Raw genomic sequence first — 19,777 nt, 5'->3', positions numbered from 1 at the left:
CCCGCTTCGCCGGGCTGATCAGGGGCGCCCCGCCATACCCATCCGGGGGGTCAAAGTTCGACGCCGATCCAGGGTCAATGTTCAACGCTGTTTGACAAGCTACGTCCGAACGCTCCGTTCAGTTGTACCGATTGCGGGACCGACGTCGCCCCCGAGAACGCCAGGGCCTACTATGTGCCTTCCGGCTTCAGGACCTCGTTCCAAGCCGAGGAGCCGAGAGACGATACGGACGTCGCGGCACCGGCCCGCCGCGTCGTGGCCGCCGAGATCCGCGACGTCGACGTACAAGCGGTCGAGGCGACCAACCTGTCGATCCATGCCGGGTCCGGCGCCGTCGTAATTCGGATGAACGACGGACCACCGCCCGACGCCGCCAATCCGGAGGGAGGATTTTCCGTCCAAAGGGCACGGCAGAAGTCGCTGTACACACCTCGGGGCATGGGGTTGAGGGGGCCTCCGCTCGACAACCAGTTCGTGCTCAAGGACGTCTCGTCGAAGAGCGACCGGTGGACTGAGGCGGACGAGGATCCGGAACGGGGGATCAGACTGCTTTCCACGAAGCCGACCGAGGCGCTCTACCTCGAACTTCGTACCATCCCAAGCGGGCTTCGGCTCGGCGCGCTTGGTAGGACGCCCAATCGGGCGGCGATCCGCTCGGCTGCCATCAGCGCGACCCAGCTCGTGCTGCAACGCGCCTCCCTGGAGCTGGACATCGATCCGGACGAGTTCGAGGCCTTGGAGCCACGCGTCCGGAACGGCCTTCCCATGATCCAGATCGCCGACAATCTCGTGAACGGGGCGGGATTCTGCAGGCGCCTCGCGGAGACGGAGACGGACGAAACCCCGACCGTGGTTCGCCTGATCCGGTCGATGCTCGACACGGTGGACGATCCGATCGTCAGGAACTTCCGCGACGACGATCACCGCAGGAACTGCGCGCAGGCATGTTACCGATGCATGCAGAGATACGGGAACCGCCAGTATCACGGATTGCTCGACTGGCGGCTGGGTCTCGGGTTCCTACGTGCCCTGGTCGAACCGACCTACCGCTCCGGGCTCGACGGAAAATGGGAGCCGCAGATCGAACTGGCCGACTGGCCGCGGTTGGCTGCGAACGTGCGTGACGACCTCTGCAACCTGAACACCGATGGACGTAGGCCGATCGAATTGGGGCGCGATCGCCTGCCCGGCATCGTCGAACGCACGGATCGGGGAGACAGGTTCTACGTGATGGTCCATCCGTTCTGGCGACTTGACGAGACCGAGGGAGCCAAGGGCGCGTTGTGGAGCGTCCGGCGCGAGGTGGCCGGCGCTGAGCTGCATTACGTGGATACATTCGACGCCAGCCGGCGCCCCGTCTCCGCTCTGGAAACCGCACGCAATCGAGAGGAGGGCTGAGGCGGCCCCCAAGGATGGATCGAGGAATGGATAGGGTCGACGTCACGAAGCGCTCCGCAATCATGCGGAGCGTCCGGCAAAAGGACACGGGACCGGAACTTGCCCTGCGAAAAGCCCTGCACGCGCGTGGCCTTCGGTATCGCCTTCAAGCGAAAGAGCTGCCTGGGCGGCCGGATGTCGTGTTTCGTCGTCGCCGGGCATGCATCTTCGTTCACGGGTGCTTCTGGCACCGTCACGGCTGCCCGAAGACTACGACCCCGAAATCGAATGAGGAGTTCTGGAACTCCAAGTTCCAGGCGAATGAAGCCAGGGACCGTAGGGCGGTCGAGGCGCTTCTGGCGGACGGTTGGCGTGTCGCGACCATCTGGGAGTGCGGGCTGAAGGGTAAGGCGGATCCGGGCGCATGCGCAGACTACGTCGTACGTTGGCTCGACGGGGGGGACCCGACCGGCGAATATCCACCGCCGACCAGCGTCTCTCGGTGATCCTCACCCCTCTCAGCAGCTGGGGCGCGGATGCGCCCTGAGGCAAGGGCGACCCGCTCACGCTGAGCCGCCGACCTTGCCGTTGGGCTGAAAGCCGTCCACCCTGGGTCCTTCGTTATTCGAGCCCAGAAACACGACGCCGAGTGGCTGAACGATCAAGGCCTTCGTTGGTAGCACTCGGTAGGGTTGGGTTAGGGGGTAAATGGATAGTCGGTTTGTGAGCCTCGGCTCAGCCCTTACCTCCCCGTTCAAGCTAAAGTGACGGCATAGCGCGGGAGCAGCCTCATTTCGGAAGCCTTGGTTTCGAGAGTGTACCCCCCGTACTTCCCGCCCTCCGTTCGAGGAGCGTGCCCTTGGATGGCGTCCAGGACCGACTCCCGCATCCCGCACGCGCGGCCGCGCGTCTTGAAGCTGTGCCGCCAGCCGTGGTTGGGATCGACGCCGACGTCGTCGATCCCAAGCTTGCGGACCCACGCCGCCAGCCGCTCGCCGACTTTCTTCGACATTGGGTTGGCAGCCGAGCCGCCGCGTCCGCGCGCCGGGTCAAAAAACAGGGGACCCGTCCGCGTTGCGACATAGTCGAGGAACCCCATCTCGATCAGGTGCTGGTGGATCGGAACGTCCCGGAACTGCCCCGTCTTCACCGTGCCCGCCTCCGGGGTGATGCGGAGATACGGCACACCGCCCTGCTCAAGCACGTCCTTGCGGCGCAACTGAGTGATCTCGCCGACACGGGCACCGGAGTAGGCGCAGAGCCACGGGACCCACCGGCGGGCCGCCGCGTGCTCAGGACTAAGGCGCCCGCCATGGGGTGCGAGGGCTGACGCAAGGATCTTCGACGCTTCGGCCTCGGTGAAGTCGCGGTCGCGCAACACCTTCGCCTCGACGACCTTCACCCGCACGTCAGCGCAGGGGTTGATCGTGACCTTCCGCTTGCCCTTGAGCCAGCCGAAAAGCGCCTTTGCCGAGGCGAGGTAGACGTCGCGAATGGTCTTGTTGCTGCGCCCCTTCGTCGTGAGCGTATCGACCCAATCCGAGATGTCGTCCGGTGTGATGCGGGCGAGGTCGTCGTGGCCGATGGACGCTTCCAGCGTGGCCAGGGCCGGCCGCCAGCGCTTCCGGGTGGAGGCCGCGAGCTTCGATTCCTCGGCGTACTTCGCGAACCACTCCTCCAGCGGCAGGACGAACGCCGCCGGCTTGGACGGGATCTTTGGAAAGCGCCCGGCCATCGGGTCCGGGCTGAAGTCCCCATCCAGATAGTTCAGGCTCTGCTCGACGGCCTGGAGGATCGCCTTGGCGATCGCGTAATCCAGTGCGCCGCGCGACTCGGGGTGCACGAGCAACCCCTTGCGGGCGAGGTGGCCGTCGATCTCGGCCCCGTAGAAGCGCATGAACTCGGTGCGCTGCTTCGAACCGGTATCGGCGATGTAGCGCTCGATGACCCCGGTCGCGAGCAGGTTGAAGACGGGGGAAAACTGGCCACTTCGGAACTTGGGGACGAGGTCCTCGTAGAACTCGCCCGCGATGGCATGGACCTCAAGCATGTTCAGTTGCTGTACGCCGGACCGCAGATTCGCCCAGCGGGCCTCCACCAGCGCCGCGTGCGCAGCGTGGCGGCGCTTGGCCTCGCCAACCTCCTTCGTTCCGAGGCTGGCCTTCTCCTCCCGCTTGCCGACGAGCGCCAGCAGGTCCTTCGGGACCCGCTTGCGGAACCAGAAGACGCCGGTCTTCGGATGGGGCCAGGGACGTGACATTGCGAGAACCACGCGTGTACCACCCGTGTGTACCACCGGACGGCCGCGAAGTCGCTGTTTCCCTTGGGGGCGTCTGAAAAATAAGGCTTTTCAGGCTAATTGGCGGAGAGGGGGGGATTCGAACCCCCGATGCCCTTGCAGGCATGCCGCATTTCGAGTGCGGTGCGATCGACCACTCCGCCACCTCTCCGCGAGGTGTCTCTCTGAGACCGGCGGTGCCTAGCACGAAGGGTCTTTGCCTCACAAGTCGCAAAAAGACGGGTCGCGCGTGACGCCGGCCCGGAGAGCCGTCACGACCGGGCCCGAGGGGCGATCGTGCGGTAGAGGGCGAGGAGGTCCGTCGCGAAGGTGTGGGGGGAATAGAGGTCCCGGACGCGCTGAGCGAGCCCGGCGGGCGGTGCCGCCGAAGCCGCATCCAGAAGCGCCGAGGCCATCGCCTCGGCATCCTCCCGGCAGAGGCCGCGGGGGTCTCCGCCGGTTTCCGCAATCATGACGCGGTGGGCCGGGATGTCGGACGCCACGACCGGGAGTCCGCGGGCGAGGGCTTCGGCCAGCGCCAGGGGCTGGATCTCGGACCGGGAAGGGAACAGGGCGAGCCCGACACCCTCGAAGGCGCGGGCGGGCGCGCGGGGGCCGGCGAAGTCCACAGCGGCGGTCAATCCGAGCGCCTGGATCGTCGCCCGGAGGCGCGCCGCATAGGCGGCATCGAGTTCCGGCCCGATCAGGGTCAGACGGGCGCCCCCGCCCGCCGGGTGCCGCCTCAGGGCCGCCAGAGCGTGGATCGCGAGATCCTGCCCCTTCTGCGGGTAGATCGCTCCGACCACGGCCATGGAGGACAAGGGATCGTGCGCCGCCTCCGGTATCGCGTCGGGGAGCGTGAGGGGGTTGCGGATCAGGCTCGCCGGCAGTCCCGTCGGCGCGCAGATGTGGGAGGAGATGGTGATGCAGGCGTCTGCGAGACGCCCCCGAAGGGCCGCCAGCCTCCCGCGCGAGGGGTCGAGGTGGAGATGCCAGAGGATCCGGGGGCGCGGGCGCACCAGCCGGGCGGCGAGGCCGTAGACGTAGAGGGAGGGTTCGTCGTGGACGTGGACCAGGTCCGGCCGGAGACGCCGCAGGGCCCCGGCCTCGCGCAGGACGAGACCGCCGAGCCGCGGCAGCACGGCGAGCTTGCGCCACAGACCGACGAGGGGCCGGCTCGGGAACAGGGCAGGGGCCGGATCGTCCGCTTCGGCGAGGGGCGCCCGGACCACCACCCGATGCTCGGCGCGCAACGCCGCCGCGCTCGCCAGCAACACCCGGGTCGATCCGCCCCGGGTGTCGTAGACGGTCGGCACCAGCACCTTCATCGGCCAGCCACCGACGCCCGTCGGCGGCCGGGCCGAACCGCGAGGCGCCGCGCCCGGCAATTCACCGGTCGGCGGCGAGGGCAGCCGCGACCCGTCGGGCGAAGGCCACCGGATCGCGCGGGGTGTCGCCGTCCTGGATCCGGGCGAGATCGAGGAGCGTGCCGGCGGCCTCTCCCACCTCGCCGCCGCCCGCGATCCGTTCGGCGAGCGTCCGGATCAGAGGGTGGCGCGGGTTGATCTCGAGCACCGGCAGCCCGCCGGCACCGCGACCGGCCCGGCGCAGCAACCGCTGCATCTGCAGGTCCGGCCCCGTCCCCGACGCCGAGAGCACGACCGCGCTTTCGACGAGCCGGTCCGTGGCGCGCACGTCCGACACATCAGCGCCCAGGCTTTGCTTGAGGGCCGCCACCAGTCCCTCGACCGAACCGACGCTCTCCTGCGCCTCTGCACCGGCAAAGGCCGCGAGGTCGATCGTCCCCTTCGTGACGGATTGCAGCGGCTTGTCCGCGAAGCGACCGAGGGATTCCGGCCAGAACGCATCGACGTGGTCCGACAGCAGCAGCACCTCGACCCCGCGGGCGCGAAACCCCTCGAGCTGAGGCGAGTTCGCCAGGGCATCGGCGTCGTCGGCGACCAGATAGTAGATCGCCTCCTGCCCGTCCTTCATGCGTGCGACGTAGTCGGTCAGGGAGGTCCAACCCTCCATCGCCGAGGAGCGAAACCGCAGCAGCGGCGCGATCTCGTCCCGGCGTTCCTGGTCCTCGTAGATGCCCTCCTTGAGGACCGGGCCGAAGTTCTCCCAGAAGCCGGCATAGCCCTCGGCATCCTTGGACCGGCTCGTCAGCTCGGACAGGACCTTGCCGGTGACGGCCCGGCGGATCTTGGCGAGCACCGGGGTCGCCTGAAGCATCTCGCGGGAAACGTTGAGGGGCAGGTCCTCCGTGTCGACGACACCCTGCACGAAGCGCAGCCAGCTCGGGAGCAGTTCGGCTTCGTCGGTGATGAACATCCGGCGCACATGCAGGCGCACCTTGCTGGCGCGCTCGCCCTCCACCGCCTGGAACGGCTTCATGCCGGGCACGAAGAGCAGGGCGGCGAACTCCATCGCGCCTTCGGCCCGCCAGTGCAGCGTCGCCCAAGGCGCATCGAAGTTGAAGCCGACGTGCCGATAGAACTCGGCGTACTGCTCTTCGCTGACCTCCGATTTCGGTTTGCGCCACAGGGCCGTGCCCTGGTTGGCCGCCTCCTCCTTGCCCTCGCTGACGATGGCGATCGGCACGGTGATGTGGTCGGCCCATTTGCGCACGACGTGGTCGAGCCGGTAGCTTTCGAGGTATTCGTCGGCATCGGCCTTGAGATGCAGCACGATGTCGGTGCCCGGCTCGGAGCGGGTGGAGGCCTCGAGGGTGAAGCTGCCCTGGCCCTCGGACGCCCAGGTCCAGGCCTCGTCGGCGCCCACGCGCCGGGAGGTCACGCTCACCCGATCGGCGACCATGAACGCCGAGTAGAAGCCGACGCCGAACTGGCCGATCAGGCTGGGCTTGTCCTCGGCCGGGGCCTGCGCCAGGGACTGGCTGAAGGCGCGGGTTCCGGAGCGGGCGATGGTGCCGAGATTCTGCGTCAGATCCAGCTTCGACATGCCGAGACCCGCGTCCGAGATCGTCAGGGTCCGCCCGTCCTTGTCGGGGACGATCCTGATCTTGGCATCGGCCGGAAGCGCGGACGCCGAATCGGTCAGGGCCTCGAAGCGGCGGCGATCCATGGCATCGGCGGCATTGGCCACCAGTTCGCGCAGGAAGATCTCGCGATCGGAATACAGGGCGTGGACGACGAGATCCAACAACCGCCCGACTTCGGCACCGAATTCGTGCCGCTCCACGCTCTCATTCAAAATTCGGTCTCCTCACCACCCTCAGGGTCGGGCGCGATATGCCAACGTGGCCGGGCGAATTCAATGCCGCAGCGCCTGGACCGGGGTCGCCCGCCGGGCGGGCATCACATTTCGGTCGCCTTCGTGAGCCACCGCAACGGGTACGAGCCGCCCCCCGGACAAAAAGGCCCCATGGTTCCCGACAGCACGATCGGCGGCGCCCGGCGCAGCAACCGCGAGGTCTACCTCCACGTCATGCGCGCCCTGATGCTGCGCGACATGCGCACCCGGTTCGGCGGCTCGCATTTCGGCTATTTCATCGTGGTGCTGTGGCCGGTGGTCCACATCTTCATGCTGGTGGCGATCTATACGTTCCGTCACATGCCCTCGCCGATGAGCCTTCCGGTCACGATGTTCATCGCGTCCGGTGCGGTACCCTGCCTGATGTTCCAGTACATCTCGCGCGAGGTCATGAAGTCGGTCATGATGAACAAGCCGTTGACCTATTACCCCCAGGTCAAGCTGATCGATGTCCTGTTCGCCCGTATCGTCGTCGAGATCGTGACGGGATTCTTGGGCCTTCTCATTGTTTTCGCGATCCTGATCGCGCTCGGATACGATCCGCGGCCGGCCGATCCGTTCGTCGCCGTCCAGGCCTACACCATGGCGATCATGCTCGGCATCGGCATCGGCACGATCAACGTCGGCATCGTGTCGTTCTTCCCCGCCTGGGCGATGGGCTACGTCCTGTTCAGCATCATCATGTACGCGACCAGCGGAGTCTTCTTCCTCCCCAGCCTTTTGCCGGAAAAAATATACGCCATCATGAAATACAACCCGCTCGTACAGATCATCGAGTGGATGCGATTGGCGTATGAGCCGAACATCGGCTTCAGCGTGGATTACACGTATATGGTTCTTTGGGTGTGCGTGTCGCTGACGCTCGGCCTCATGCTCGAGCGATTCGTGGTTCGCAAGAGATAGGTGGTTCGACGCGGCCGGCCGATCCCCCCGCGGGTCGCGAGGCGCGGCCCCGGCCGGCGCTACCGCGGGGTCCGACCGTCCTTTCCCTCACGGGACGGTTCCTGTAGGGCCCCGTCCGTGAGTGGCGATCGACGACAGAGACGAGCCAGAGGGCCATTGCGATGTTTCCCAAACCGTCCGCTGCGCTGACGCCCAACACCTTCGCCTTCGAGCAGCTGCCCCTGGTGAAGCCGACCGGCTTTCGCGAGTACGACGCGCGGTGGCTGTTCCCCGAAGAGATCAACCTGATGGGGGTCCAGGCCCTCGGTCTCGGGATCGGGACGCTGGTCCACGAGATGGGCGTGCGGCCCGACATCGTCACCGGCCACGATTTCCGGGCGTATTCCTCCTCGATCAAGCTCGCCCTCATCGCCGGCATGCAGGCTGCCGGTCTGCGCGTGAAGGACATCGGCCTCGCCCTGTCGCCGATGGCGTACTTCGGGCAGTTCGCCCTCGATTGCCCCTGTGTCGCGATGGTGACGGCTTCGCACAACGACAACGGCTGGACCGGCGTGAAGATGGGCGCCAACCGCCCGATGACCTTCGGCCCGGAGGAGATGGGGCGCCTGAAGGAGATCGTGCTGGGCGGCACCTATCGGTACCGCGACGGGGGCGCCTACGAGTTCGTGGAGGGCTTCGCGCGCAGCTATCTCGCCGACCTCCAGGCGCGCGCCAAGCCGATCTCGCGCAAGCTCAAGGTGGTGGCGGCCTGCGGCAACGGCACGGCGGGGGCCTTCGCTCCGAAACTGCTGGAGGCCTTGGGCGTCGAGGTGATCCCCCTCGACGTCGAGCCCGACTATACCTTCCCGCGCTACAACCCGAACCCGGAAGACATGGAGATGCTCCATGCCATCGCCGCCAAGGTGAAGGAGACCGGTGCCGACGTCGGCCTCGGCTTCGACGGGGACGGCGATCGCTGCGGCGTGGTCGACGACGAGGGCGAGGAGATCTTCGCCGACAAGATCGGGGTGATGCTGGCGCGCGACCTCGGCAAGCTCCACCCCGGCGCCACCTTCGTGGTCGACGTGAAATCGACCGGCCTCTACCTCACCGACCCCGAGCTCCAGGCGCTGGCCGTCAAGACGGATTACTGGAAGACCGGCCATTCCTACATCAAGCGCCGGGTCAACGAATTGGGTGCCCTGGCGGGGTTCGAGAAATCCGGCCACTTCTTCTTCAACGAGCCGATCGGGCGGGGCTACGACGACGGTCTCCTCACCGCCATCGCGGTGATCGAGATGCTCGACCGCAATCCCGACCGCTCGATGGCCGACCTTTACCGGGCGCTGCCCAAGACCTGGGGGTCGCCGACGATGTCGCCCCATTGCGACGACGAGGCCAAGTACGGTGTCGTCGAGCGCGTCACCGAACGTTTCCGCGCGATGAAGGACGCCGGCGAGCCGATCGCCGGCTCGCGGATCACCGAGCTCGTCACCGTCAACGGGGTGCGCATCACCACCGAGGACGGAACCTGGGGCCTGGTGCGGGCCTCCTCGAACAAGCCGGAACTGGTGGTGGTGATCGAGAGCCCCGCCTCGAAGGAGCGCCTGCACGCCATGTTCCAGGCGGTGGACGCGGTGCTGCGCGAGAACCCGCAGGTGGGCGCCTACAACCAGACGATCTGAGCAGCTCAGAAGGTTCGAGTTGGCAGGCCAACGCTTCACCCTGCCGAGGTCTTTGGTCTGTCGCAGGTTTTCGACGCAAAACCGGTGAACACTTTTGCGAAACCTGCTTGGCTCAACCGGGCGGCACCGCGGGGGCCTCGCCCTGGACCGCGGCGCGGGTCTCGCCGTCGCGCTGGCCGCGCGGCGGGACCGCAGTGTCGGGGTAGCGCTTGCGGTATTCCTTGAGGAAGGCCTTGAGGGTCTCGGCGCTGGTGGCCTTCTGCGCCACCTCGCGGAAGCCCTGGCTCCGCACGGCGTTCGGCTGGGTGAGCAGCGCGAAGGTGCGGGCGTCGGCGCTCTCGGCCATCGCACCGGCGAACTTGGCGCGCAGGCGCTCGATCCCCAGGGTCTCCCCGGCCAGGCCGTAGGCGACGGCGGCGCGGATCACGTCGGCGCGCATGGCGTCCTCCAAAGGCGTGCGCGCGCGCCAGGCCTCGCCGACCAGGGCCTCGTGCGCCTCGCCGGCCTCGCGCCAGCGCCGCCCGCTCCACAGGATGTCGGCGCGCAGGCGCGAGGCGTCGGGCCCTGTCTCGCCTTCGATGGTCTCGAGGGCGAGGTCGGTCCGCGACAGGTCGGAGAGGGCGCGGGCGCGCAGGAGCGCCCTGGCGCGGCGCAGGTCCTCGGGCAGCTCGGGCGCGTAGGTGGCGTCGATGACCTTGAGGGCGAGGAGGGGCTTCTCGTCCATGATCCGGATCGAAGCGAGGCGCGCGGCCACGCCGGCGCGGGCCGCACCGGTCAGGCGATGGTCGACCTGGTGCTGCAGCAGTTCGCCCGCGGAATCGAGCAGGTCGAGCTGAACCAGCCGGTCGGCGAGGCGGCGCACGATCTCGTCGCCGCGCCGGCCGATGGGGGCGAACTCCTTGAAGTCGAAATACAGGGCCAGAGCCTCCACCCCCGAGACGAGGGAGGCCCGCTCGCCGAGGAAGAGGTCGTCGAACAGCGCCTGGGCCGAGGCGTGCAGGGTGCGGGCGAGGGGAGAATCCGGCACGAGCGCTTCGGCCCGGCGGGCGGCCAGGAAGGCTTGGCGCCACTGGCGGGCCTGGCTGTAGAGCTGGCTCAGGGTCGCGATGGTCTGGAACTGGACGTCGCCGCCGCGCCAGGTCAGGAGCAGCCGCTCCAGGCGCTCGATGGCCTCGGGCGTCGGCATCTTGCCCAGCGCCTGGCCGAGGACGGCGGCGCGCAGGGTCGCCTCGGCGGCGACGGGCTCGACGGCCGCGTCCACCAGCCGCTCGTAGGCGGAGAAGGCGGCGGCGGTCTGGCCGGTGACCTCGTCGACGCGGGCGCGCAGCAGCACGATCCGGTCCTGGATCAGGCGGTCCGCCGCCCGCGCCGCGGCGGTGGTGAGCTGGCGCGAGGCGGTCTCCCAGTCGCCGGTCTCCACGGCGGCCTCGGCCGCGCCGGCGCGCAACTGCGCCTGGAGGTCGTCGGGATAGCGATCGAGGACGTCGGCGGTGGCCCGGAAACCGGCATCGGCCTCCTTCCAGCGGCCCGCCTTGGCGTCGAGGAAGGCGGACCAGAGCCGCGCCTCGGGATCGCGCTTGAACGCCTCGGCCCCGAAGATGCGCCGCGCCTCGGCGGCGCGATCGGTCCGCGCCAGGGCGATGCCGGTGAGGATCGCGACGTCGCGCTGCCCGGCGATCACCGGGTCCTCGGCCGCCGCCGCGCCGAGGACGCCCAGGGCCTCGAGATCGAAGCGGTTGGCGAGAAGGGTCTTGGCGAGGACGAGGCGCAAGGGCCCGCGGACGGGCCTGGCGGCGCCGGCGGCGGCCTGCGACTGCTCGACGAGGAGGTCCCTGACGCCCGCGCTGCGCGAGGCCTCCCACGGCCCGCGCTCCACCGCCAGGTCGTTGACCGCGGCCAGGACCGGATCGAGTGTCCGCGCCACCCCGGAAACGGCCATGCCGGACTCCCTGGCGATGGCGACGCCGTCGATGTCGGGGCGCACCAGGAGATCGTCCGCCTGGGCGAGGACGGAGACGCCCTGGCGGCTCTGCAGGATCTCGAAGTCCACGAACAGCTGGCGCTTGGGGATGCTGGCGGGTCTCGGCCCGTGGCCGGTGACCACGGCGACCCGCTCGCCGTCGAGGTCGAGCCAGGTGGCGCTGCCGGGGCGGGGCAGGTTGACGGCGACGGCGAGTCGTCCGCCGGATTCGGATCTTCGCGTGACCTGGAGGTTCTCGCTGGCCGACAGGTTCTCCCCCGCCACCAGTTCCCAGCCGGTGGGCGCCTCGGGGCTCCCCATCGGGACGAGGTCGAGGAGGCGATCTCGGGGGACGGAAAAGCGCAAGGCGACGACGCCGGCCGTGCGCAGGGGAGGGCCGACGCTCACGAACGGCGGCTCCGTCGCGGGCGCTGGCACCGGCTCGGCCGTCTCGAACACCAAGGTCGCGATCCCGGCCCGCTCGAACAGCGCGGCCGGGGGCAGCCGCTTGAAGGGAAAGGCGAGGCCGGGGCCATCGGGCCGCACCACCGCCACGGGGCTCGGCGCCGGCACGGGGCGCATCTCGTCGGCGGGTTTCTGTGCGGGCGGCTGGGCCCCGGCGCCGACCGCGGCGGGCGAGGGAGCCTGGGCCGCGGGCGAGGGAGCCTGGGCGGCGGGCGAGGGAGCCTGGGCGGCGGGCGAGGGAGCCTGGGCGGCGGCCTTGGCCGTGACGAGGGGATTGGCGATCGCGATGGACTTGGCCGGCTCCGACGGATCGGTGCGCACGACGTCGAGGGTGACGCCGTCCTCGTCGCGGTCGGTGCGCACGCTCCAGCCGGCGGCCGGGGTCACCCGGAGGCGGGCGCCGGTCACGTCGGTCTCCACCGCCAGCGCCTCGATGGCAGGCTTGGTGCGGCCCCGCGCGGCGACATCGTCGATGCGCCAGGCCCCGGGGATCGACAGGCGGGTTTCAGCCTCGCCGATGCGCTCGAAACGCGGCGCAGCCTCCGGCGGCAGGCGCAGGCTGAGGCGGGTGACCGTGGGCAGATGGGACAGTTCGAGGACGAGGCGCCGCGGCTCGGGCGGGGGCATGGCGGCGCGCAGGGCCGCTTCGGCGGCCTTGGTGCGTCGGAACAGCTCGGCCACCGTCTCGGGCGGCAGCGGCGGCGGCAGGCCCGACCAGGCCTCGGTGAGAAGATCGATGAACACCTGCTCGCCCGCGCTCTGGACGTTGAGGCGGAACGGGCGCTGCAGGGCGATGCGCATGCCGGTCCCGTCGGGGTCGCGACGCACCGCCGTCACGTAATCCGGCATCTCGGCGGCGATGCGCTCGGGGCCCGACGGGCTCGCCTCCCCGAAGCGCACCACCATCACGGAGCCGGAGACGGTGGCCTTCACGGCGACCTGGCTGTCGAAGGTGAGGACGATCCGGCCGTAGCGGTCGGCCTGCTGGCCCTTCACCGCCAGGAGCTTGGCGGCCTCGGCATCCCCCCCCCGCGAGAAGGCGGCGAGAATCGCGAGGAGGACAACGGCGCAAAGCCGCCCCCGTCCTGTCGCGATACCGGCACCGAGACCCATCGCTGAACGCCAAACCCGATGGCGACGGCCCCCACCGGAGACACGCCGCCTTACGCCACACTCTGGAAGGGACTCTCCCCGATCGAGGCTAACGGGCGCCTAACGCCGACATCCGGCGGCGTCTCGAAATCGCGTCGCCCGGCCAGACGACGTCGACACGGTGAACGGACCCGCCGAAAGCGCCGCCGGCGCCGGCCTCAGCGCTTGCCGATCAGGCCGGGAACGGTGGTGCCGGCTTCGCCGAAGTTCTGCACGGCGCGGGCGCAATTGGCCGGCACGTCCTTCCGATAGGCCTCGATGTAGGACATCGCGTGCAGGCGCAGTTCGTTGCCTTCGAGGTCGGCCGGATCGACGCCGAGGCGGGACAGCACCTGCTTGAACCGCTCGTGATCGGGCTTCAGGTCGGGACAGGATTCGTTGACGAACCCGACCAGTCCCGCGAGCCGGACCGCGTTGTTGCGCTTGGGATCGAGCTTGGGCAGGTCGAGTTGCTGGGCCGCGGACCCCTCGGCTGGCGGAGCCACGGGCTGCGCCGAGGCCGGCCCGAGGAGGGCGATGGCGAGAAAGCCGCCGAGGCGGATCGGGCTGAGCGTCATGGCGTGTCCTCCTGGCCGGACCCGTATGCGGGTCCTTGTGGCTGGCCATGCACATAGTCCGCCGCAGGTCTCGCGTTCCAGCCCCACCCGCACCGATCCACGGGACGGGTCCGGTTCAATCGTCGCGGTAGACCCGCTCCCGGCGCTCGTGACGCTCCTGGGCTTCGAGGGACAGCGTGGCGATGGGCCTGGCGTCGAGACGCTTGAGGGAGATCGGCTCGCCCGTTTCCTCGCAATAGCCGTAGGTGCCGTCTTCGAGGCGCGACAGCGCCGAGTCGATCTTGCCGGTGAGCTTGCGCTGGCGGTCGCGCGCCCTCAGCTCGATCGCCCTGTCCGTCTCAGAGGAGGCGCGGTCGGCGAGGTCGGGGTGGTTCTCGTTCTCGCTCTGGAGGGCGACCAGCGTGTCCTGTGCCTCGCGCAGGATCTCGCTTTTCCACCCGAGCAGCTTGCGACGAAAATATTCCCGTTGCCGGTCGTTCATGAACGGCTCGGCTTCGGTGGGTACGTAACCGTCCTCGATCGTGACTTTCGCCATCCTGACAACCCTTCGCCAACCCGTCGCGGCCGGTCTGCGGCGATGTTTCGCGAGCCTATAATGGAGCCCTGCCTCCACCACAACGCACTGCTTTGTCTCAACCTCCCCGTCAGGGCCGATGAGACGCCTCCTGCGGCAAACCCGTCACGGCTGTGCCGGGGGGCCGCCACCCTCCTTGCGGGCGACCAAACGGCGGATTTCCGCGCCCACGGCATCGGCGAGGCGTCGCGCCACCGGGTGGCGGTAGTGCCCGGCGTCGAAGAACTGGGACGGATCGTCGAGGTCCGGCCGGGGCCGGCGCCAGTCGAGGACGGCTGTGCGGGGGTGGACGCGGGCCGCCGCCGCGATCGCCGCCTTGCAGGCCGCCTCCGCCGCATGGCGGGCGGTGCCGGGCCGCGCCAGGGCGGCGGGCGCGATCGGCGGGAACACCACGACGAGGGCGGTCCTCGCGGGCAGGCCGCCGGCCAGATGCGCGAAACGCTCGGCGGCCGGGAAGCCCGGCCCGGCCCGGCCGGGGTCGGGGGTCTGCGGGGCGGGGGTATCGCGCTGGGCCGCCTGCGCCGCGGCCTGCCGGGCATCGCCCGCGGCGAGCCCGAGGTACTCGGGCTCGTAGTCCGACCAGCCGTCCGGCGGCGCGCGGGCCGGATCGCGCGCCAGCGCGCGGCCGAGGCGGTTGACCACCTCCTGCGCCACCGAGAACCGCAGGAGCCCGCGCAGGTAGGCCGTGGCGGAGTCGGACAGGAGCCAGAACGGGAACGACTTCGGGTTGGGCAGGGCCGGGTCGTCGGTGCACCAGTACTCGTCGGGCGCGATGACGATCGCCTCCGGTTGCGGGTGGTGGCGCAGGTACCAGGCGAGAATCGCGAACTGCTCGGCCGGGCTCGTCGCCGGCACCGAGAGCTGGACGAACGGGATGCCGGTGGCCTCGCCCAAGCGCTCGGGCGAGACGAGCTGGATGTGAGAGTTGCCGATCACCGCCCCGGCGAAGGCGGTGTCGCGCCCGCGGCTCGCCACGGCCGTGCGCGGCCCCTGCGGGCGCACGCCGACCCCCGTGGAGACCGGCGAACGGCCGCTGTCGTAGGGATCGACCAGGAAGGCGAGGAGCAGGTAGCCGGACAGGATCGCGGCGGCGGCGCCGCCGAACCATCCCGCGAAGGCGCGCCACGTCACCGCCATCGCTCAGAACTGGAAATAGATGAAGTCGTAGTTCGCATCGTCCCCGATCTTCAGGAGGAGGACCACGAACAGCAGCGCGCTCAGGATCGCGGCGAGGCGGGAGGGCTGGACCCGCTGCACCGCGACCCAGGCGGTGGGGCCGAGCATGGCCACCGCCGCGGCCAGGACCAGGGTTCGCCAGCGAAAGCCCGAGCCCTGCGGGGCGAGACCCACCATCCCCCTGTAGATCGCCGCCACCGCCTCGAAGCTGGTGGCGCGAAACAACACCCAGGTGACCACGACGAAGAGGAAGGTGAGCGCCCAGCCGAGCAGCGCCGGCATCAGCAGCCCGGCCCGGCGCCAGAGCAGGGCCACGCCGAGCCCGATGCCGTGGGCGGCGCCCCAGGCGACGAAGGTGAGGCCGGCCCCGTGCCAGAGGCCGCCCAGCGTCATCGTGGCGAACAGGGCGCCGAACTGCACGGCGAGGCCATACCGGTTGCCGCCGAGCGGGATGTAGAGGTAGTCGCGCAGGAACCGCGACAGGGTCATGTGCCAGCGCCGCCAGAAATCCTGCAGCGAGGCAGCGCGGTAGGGGGCATCGAAGTTCTGCGGCAGCACGATGCCGAACAGGAGCGCGATTCCCAGCGCCATGTCGGTGTAGCCGGAAAAATCGAAGTAGATCTGGAAGGTGAAGCCGAGCGCCGCCTGCCAGGCCTCGGCCATGGTGACGGCCTGCCCCGCGGCGGCGGCCTGGAACACCGGGTTGACCACGGCGCCCAGGGGATCGCCCAGGAAGACCTTCTTCGAGAGGCCGACGCAGAGGAGCAGGATGCCGCGCCCGAACCGTTCGGCGGCGTCGGGGCGCGCATAGGGCGCCTCGTCGAACTGGTGCATGATCTCGCGCCAGCGCACGAGGGGGCCGGCCAGCACCTGCGGGAAGAAGGCGATATAGAGGGCGTAGCGCACGAGGCCGTAGGGCGGCGCCCGGCCGGCGCGCAGGTCCACCAGGTACATCACGTGGTGGAAGGTGAAGAACGAGATCCCCAGCGGAAGGAGGAGATCGGCCTGCGGCAGCGCCACGCCCGGGACGAGGTTCGCCAGACCGGCGAAGAAGTTCAGGTACTTGAACGACGCCAGGACGACGAGGTTGGCCCCGATGGCGAGCGCGATCAGCCATCCCGCGCCGCTCCGCAGAAAGAGCCGCGCCACGAGCCAGTTCACGCCGATCGAGCCGGCCAGCAGCGGCACGAACCGCACGTCCCACCAGCCGTAGAACACGAACGAGAGGACGAGGAGGACGGGAAGCCGCCACTCGGGCCGGAAGCGGGCGGCGAGCCCGTGCAGGATCAGCGCGGCCGGCAGGAAGGCGAGGAGAAAGGGAAACGCGTTGAACAGCATCGGGGCCGAAGGCGGGCGCGCCGGTCGGCCGCCGGTTCGCATCGCGCGCCTTGTCGAAGATCACGGGCCGGGCGTCAACGGCGCGGAGACCGAACCGGCGAGGGCTTCGTCCTCGGGGCGACACGGAACGATCGATCGAGCCGGCCTTTGAACCCGTCATCCTTGTGCGGTTCGATGGTCTTCCGGCTGGCTTGTCGGTGCTCTCCAGAGACCGCACCTCTCTCTGGAGGCCTCCTTCGAGGCCCGCTTCCGCGGGCGCCTCAGGATGAGGTGAGTGGGTGGGAGTTCTCGCCCGACACGCAAGCGATCAACCGGAACGTGGATCAGACCCCGCCCCCCATCTGCAGCTTGGCCAATTCCACCGCCGCCCGCAGCTCGATGTCGGCCACGAGGCCGTCGAGGCGGGGATCGCCGCTCGAGGCCGCCCGGTCGGAGAGGCGGCCGGCGATGGCCTGGAGGTCGCGGGTCGAGACCCGGCCCGTCAGGAGCGCCGCCTTGAGGCGGTCGAGGCCGTCGAGGAGGTCGTGGCCGCGGCGGGTCGAGCGGCGGCGGCGCTCCATCGGCGTCTCGGTCTGGCCCTGGAGGGTGAGGATCGCGTCGAGCCCGGCCAGCGAGGCCGCGGGCGGGGTTCCCACCGAGGGGGCCGCGGGCTGCGATCCGCCGAGGGCGAAGGCCGCGGCCTCCGGCCGGCGCCCGTTCGCGGCGGGCCCCGCAGCCTGGGCGACGAAGCGGGTGTCGACACGCATGGGTCAGCCGGTCCTCGCGGGGCGCACGCCCCGTCTCTGGGGGTCACCATCGGCGCGGCATGGTTAACCGGTCGTAAACGACCCGGCAGAAGCTGCCGGGTCGGCAGGAAAGGCGAGGGGGCCTGCTTTCGCCGGGAAAGGAGCGGACGGAAGAAATCGTTCTCTTTCAAGGGGATGGATTAACCCGGCGGTTGGCATGCTCCTGGCAGACTGGACCGGGCGACCCGCTCAACCCGCGTCAGGCACCATGGCCACCACGACGTCCCGTTCCCTCATCCGCTTCTTCGGCTTGGCACTCGCCATGCTGCTGGGGCTGGCGGATTCCGCCTCCGCCCTGTCGCGGGTCAAGGACCTCGCCTCGATCGAGGGGGTGCGCCAGAACCAGCTCGTGGGCTACGGCATCGTCGTCGGCCTCAACGGCACCGGCGACACCCTCAACAACATCCCCTTCACCCGCCAGTCCCTCCAGTCGATGCTGGAGCGCCTCGGCGTCAACACCCGCGGCGCCACCATGCGCACGCAGAACCTCGCCGCGGTGATGGTAACGGCGAGCCTGCCGCCCTTCGCCACGCAGGGCAACCGCATCGACATCACGGTGTCGTCGCTGGGCGACGCCAAGTCGCTCCAGGGCGGCACCCTGCTGGTGACGCCGCTGCTGGGCGCCGACGGCGAGGTCTATGCCCTGGCACAAGGGTCGGTGGCCATCGCCGGGTTCTCGGCGGAAGGGGACGCGGCCAAGATCACCCGCGGCGTGCCCACCAACGGGCGCGTGCCCAACGGGGCCATGATCGAGCGCGAGATGGCGTTCAAGATGAACGACATGCGCACCCTGCGCCTGTCCCTGCGCAACCCCGACTTCACCACCTCGAAGCGGATCGCGGCGGCCATCAACGACTTCATGGGCGCCGACACCGCCGAGCCCACCGACCCGGCCACCGTCACCCTGCAGATCCCGGCCAAGTACACCGGCAACATGATCCGCCTCGTCACCGAGATCGAGCAGCTCAAGGTCGAGCCCGACCAGACCGCGCGGGTGGTGGTGGACGAGCGCTCCGGCATCATCGTGATGGGCCGCGACGTGCGCGTCTCCACGGTGGCGATCGCGCAGGGCAACCTCACCGTCACCATCACCGAGCAGCCGCAGGTGAGCCAGCCGGCCCCCCTCAGCCAGGGTCAGACCGTGGTCGTGCCGCGCACCGGCGTGCGGGTCGACACCGGCGACGGCAACAAACTCGCCCTGGTCAAGGAGGGCGTCACCCTGCGCGAGCTGGTGGACGGCCTCAACGCGCTGGGCATCGGCCCGCGCGACCTCATCTCGATCCTTCAGGCGATCAAGACCGCCGGCGCCCTCCAGGCCGACATCGAGGTGATGTGAGCCGATGACGACCGTCCCTTTTCCCGTCCACCGCAGGTCACCGTCATGATCCTCGCCCCCTTCGCGGTCTCGGCCGCCATCGGCGTCGGCAAAGCCATCGTCGGCGACCTGGCCGCGGGCCTGAGCGGCAACGGCAAGGCGAAAAGCCTCGCCGAATCGCAATCGGCCCTTGATGGCAAGTCGGCCCTTGATGGAAAGGCCGCCGCCAAGGCGCGCAAGACCGCCACCGAGTTCGAGACGATGTTCCTGGAGAACACCCTCGACAAGCTCACCGCCTCGGAGGGTACCGACGGGCCGCTGGGCGAGAACGGCACCGGCGGCGGCGTCTACCGCTCGATGCTGACCAAGGAATACGCCGGCCAGATCGTGAAGAGCGGCGGCGTCGGCATCGGCGACCAGGTGTTTCGCGAGATGATGCGCATGCAGGAGGCCTCCCGTGGCGCAGCCTGACGACGCCCGCACGGTCCGGATCGGCGACCGGCAGGGCGCCATCGCCCTGGTGGCGCAGGTGATGGCCGATCTCCAGGCGCTGGAAGCCGTGCTCGACGCCGAGACCGCCCTGGTCCGCCAGGGCCGCCTGCGCGACGGCCTCGGCGCGGTCGAGCGCAAGACCGCGCTGATGGGCGCCTACCTCCAGGGGCTCGAGGCGGCCAAAGCCAACGCCATCGCGCTGGCACGCTTCGCGCCCGAGGGGATCGAGGGCCTCAAGGCCGCGCACCGGCGCTTCACCGGGGTGGTCGAGACCAACCAGATCGTGCTCGCCACCGCCCGCTCGGTGGCGGAGGGCCTCGTCAAGACCCTGGCCACCGAGATGAGCCGGTCGCGGGTGGCCACCGTCTACGGCATGCCGTCGAACGCGCCCTCGCCCTACGGCCGCGCCGGTGCCGCCCGCAGCCAGCCGCTGATGCTGTCGCGCAACCTTTAGCGGGTCGT

General features: G+C 69.6%; 16 protein-coding genes and 1 tRNA gene. 7 read left to right on the top strand and 10 right to left on the bottom strand.

Annotation, left to right across the window (positions count from 1 at the left end; genetic code table 11):
* Window positions 1-255 precede the first annotated feature (255 nt).
* Both ASG59_RS09365 and ASG59_RS19850 read left to right on the top strand, forming a co-directional pair.
* The gene (locus ASG59_RS09365) at window positions 256-1,398 is read left to right on the top strand and encodes a DUF1998 domain-containing protein (RefSeq protein ID WP_156399195.1); all 1,143 of its coding nucleotides are present in this window, start codon (window positions 256-258) and stop codon (window positions 1,396-1,398) included.
* 14 nt (window positions 1,399-1,412) lie between these two features.
* Window positions 1,413-1,883, top strand: coding sequence for a very short patch repair endonuclease (locus ASG59_RS19850; RefSeq protein WP_082528704.1), 471 nt, complete (start codon window positions 1,413-1,415; stop codon window positions 1,881-1,883).
* Window positions 1,884-2,131: 248 nt separating this feature from the next.
* Here ASG59_RS19850 and ASG59_RS09360 read toward each other — a convergent pair whose 3' ends face one another.
* From ASG59_RS09360 to htpG, 4 genes are all read right to left on the bottom strand, one after another.
* Window positions 2,132-3,637 (bottom strand): site-specific integrase, encoded by a 1,506-nt coding sequence (locus tag ASG59_RS09360; protein ID WP_056408498.1) that lies wholly within the window; start codon window positions 3,635-3,637, stop codon window positions 2,132-2,134.
* Between the two features lie 100 nt (window positions 3,638-3,737).
* Window positions 3,738-3,827: transfer RNA gene (locus ASG59_RS09355), tRNA-Ser, on the bottom strand.
* Between the two features lie 100 nt (window positions 3,828-3,927).
* Complete coding sequence (locus ASG59_RS09350) at window positions 3,928-4,983, bottom strand: glycosyltransferase (RefSeq protein ID WP_056408496.1); 1,056 nt, start codon at window positions 4,981-4,983, stop codon at window positions 3,928-3,930.
* A gap of 61 nt (window positions 4,984-5,044) precedes the next feature.
* On the bottom strand, window positions 5,045-6,874 hold the full coding sequence (gene htpG, locus ASG59_RS09345; protein WP_055888242.1) for a molecular chaperone HtpG: 1,830 nt from the start codon (window positions 6,872-6,874) through the stop codon (window positions 5,045-5,047).
* Between htpG and ASG59_RS09340 the strand changes: the two genes are divergently transcribed.
* Window positions 6,806-7,837 (top strand): ABC transporter permease, encoded by a 1,032-nt coding sequence (locus ASG59_RS09340; protein WP_338011783.1) that lies wholly within the window; start codon window positions 6,806-6,808, stop codon window positions 7,835-7,837. The two genes, htpG and ASG59_RS09340, sit on opposite strands and share 69 nt — an antisense overlap.
* Before the next feature lie 161 nt (window positions 7,838-7,998).
* On the top strand, window positions 7,999-9,501 hold the full coding sequence (locus tag ASG59_RS09335) for a phosphomannomutase/phosphoglucomutase (RefSeq protein ID WP_055888245.1): 1,503 nt from the start codon (window positions 7,999-8,001) through the stop codon (window positions 9,499-9,501).
* A gap of 112 nt (window positions 9,502-9,613) precedes the next feature.
* Here the strand turns inward: ASG59_RS09335 and ASG59_RS09330 are convergent, their stop codons facing one another.
* The 6 genes from ASG59_RS09330 to ASG59_RS09305 form a co-directional block, all read right to left on the bottom strand.
* Entirely contained in the window at window positions 9,614-13,039 is a 3,426-nt protein-coding gene (locus ASG59_RS09330) for a hypothetical protein (RefSeq protein WP_056408493.1), read from the bottom strand.
* A 197-nt stretch (window positions 13,040-13,236) separates the two neighbouring features.
* A complete protein-coding gene (locus ASG59_RS09325; protein ID WP_244475681.1) occupies window positions 13,237-13,635 on the bottom strand; it encodes a hypothetical protein in 399 nt (132 codons plus the stop codon).
* 115 nt (window positions 13,636-13,750) lie between these two features.
* Window positions 13,751-14,170 (bottom strand): RNA polymerase-binding protein DksA, encoded by a 420-nt coding sequence (gene dksA, locus ASG59_RS09320; RefSeq protein WP_055888248.1) that lies wholly within the window; start codon window positions 14,168-14,170, stop codon window positions 13,751-13,753.
* A 144-nt stretch (window positions 14,171-14,314) separates the two neighbouring features.
* Window positions 14,315-15,346, bottom strand: coding sequence for a hypothetical protein (locus tag ASG59_RS09315; RefSeq protein WP_055888249.1), 1,032 nt, complete (start codon window positions 15,344-15,346; stop codon window positions 14,315-14,317).
* Between the two features lie 3 nt (window positions 15,347-15,349).
* Window positions 15,350-16,723 (bottom strand): MBOAT family O-acyltransferase, encoded by a 1,374-nt coding sequence (locus tag ASG59_RS09310; RefSeq protein ID WP_056408490.1) that lies wholly within the window; start codon window positions 16,721-16,723, stop codon window positions 15,350-15,352.
* A gap of 323 nt (window positions 16,724-17,046) precedes the next feature.
* The gene (locus ASG59_RS09305; RefSeq protein WP_056408487.1) at window positions 17,047-17,469 is read right to left on the bottom strand and encodes a flagellar assembly protein FliX; all 423 of its coding nucleotides are present in this window, start codon (window positions 17,467-17,469) and stop codon (window positions 17,047-17,049) included.
* Between the two features lie 301 nt (window positions 17,470-17,770).
* Between ASG59_RS09305 and ASG59_RS09300 the strand changes: the two genes are divergently transcribed.
* From ASG59_RS09300 to ASG59_RS09290, 3 genes are read left to right on the top strand one after another with little or no spacing between them, the layout of a single operon-like run.
* Window positions 17,771-18,844 carry a flagellar basal body P-ring protein FlgI gene (locus ASG59_RS09300; RefSeq protein ID WP_056286497.1) on the top strand — a complete coding sequence of 358 codons (1,074 nt, stop codon included), beginning with the start codon at window positions 17,771-17,773 and terminating at the stop codon, window positions 18,842-18,844.
* Window positions 18,845-18,889: 45 nt separating this feature from the next.
* Window positions 18,890-19,294: a rod-binding protein gene (locus ASG59_RS09295; RefSeq protein WP_056408482.1), complete on the top strand. Its 405-nt coding sequence runs from the start codon at window positions 18,890-18,892 to the stop codon at window positions 19,292-19,294.
* Entirely contained in the window at window positions 19,281-19,769 is a 489-nt protein-coding gene (locus ASG59_RS09290) for a hypothetical protein (RefSeq protein ID WP_055888255.1), read from the top strand. Before ASG59_RS09295 ends, ASG59_RS09290 begins: the two co-directional genes overlap by 14 nt.
* The last annotated feature ends 8 nt before the right edge of the window (window positions 19,770-19,777 follow it).

The sequence above is a fragment of the Methylobacterium sp. Leaf466 genome (assembly GCF_001425565.1).
In the GTDB taxonomy this organism is placed as follows: domain Bacteria; phylum Pseudomonadota; class Alphaproteobacteria; order Rhizobiales; family Beijerinckiaceae; genus Methylobacterium.
The sequence above is the reverse complement of the archived record's forward strand: the minus strand, read 5'-3'. Positions and strand labels throughout refer to the sequence as shown.

Bases quoted from the DNA above. Each gene is read 5' to 3' on its own strand.
- dksA (WP_055888248.1), bottom strand. From the start codon at position 14,170: ATGGCGAAAGTCACGATCGAGGACGGTTACGTACCCACCGAAGCCGAG.
- ASG59_RS09310 (WP_056408490.1), bottom strand. From the start codon at position 16,723: ATGCTGTTCAACGCGTTTCCCTTTCTCCTCGCCTTCCTGCCGGCCGCG.
- ASG59_RS09300 (WP_056286497.1), top strand. From the start codon at position 17,771: ATGCTGCTGGGGCTGGCGGATTCCGCCTCCGCCCTGTCGCGGGTCAAG.
- ASG59_RS09335 (WP_055888245.1), top strand. From the start codon at position 7,999: ATGTTTCCCAAACCGTCCGCTGCGCTGACGCCCAACACCTTCGCCTTC.
- ASG59_RS09315 (WP_055888249.1), bottom strand. From the start codon at position 15,346: ATGGCGGTGACGTGGCGCGCCTTCGCGGGATGGTTCGGCGGCGCCGCC.
- ASG59_RS09360 (WP_056408498.1), bottom strand. From the start codon at position 3,637: ATGTCACGTCCCTGGCCCCATCCGAAGACCGGCGTCTTCTGGTTCCGC.
- ASG59_RS19850 (WP_082528704.1), top strand. From the start codon at position 1,413: ATGGATCGAGGAATGGATAGGGTCGACGTCACGAAGCGCTCCGCAATC.
- ASG59_RS09305 (WP_056408487.1), bottom strand. From the start codon at position 17,469: ATGCGTGTCGACACCCGCTTCGTCGCCCAGGCTGCGGGGCCCGCCGCG.
- ASG59_RS09330 (WP_056408493.1), bottom strand. From the start codon at position 13,039: ATGGGTCTCGGTGCCGGTATCGCGACAGGACGGGGGCGGCTTTGCGCC.
- ASG59_RS09295 (WP_056408482.1), top strand. From the start codon at position 18,890: ATGATCCTCGCCCCCTTCGCGGTCTCGGCCGCCATCGGCGTCGGCAAA.
- ASG59_RS09325 (WP_244475681.1), bottom strand. From the start codon at position 13,635: ATGACGCTCAGCCCGATCCGCCTCGGCGGCTTTCTCGCCATCGCCCTC.
- ASG59_RS09350 (WP_056408496.1), bottom strand. From the start codon at position 4,983: ATGAAGGTGCTGGTGCCGACCGTCTACGACACCCGGGGCGGATCGACC.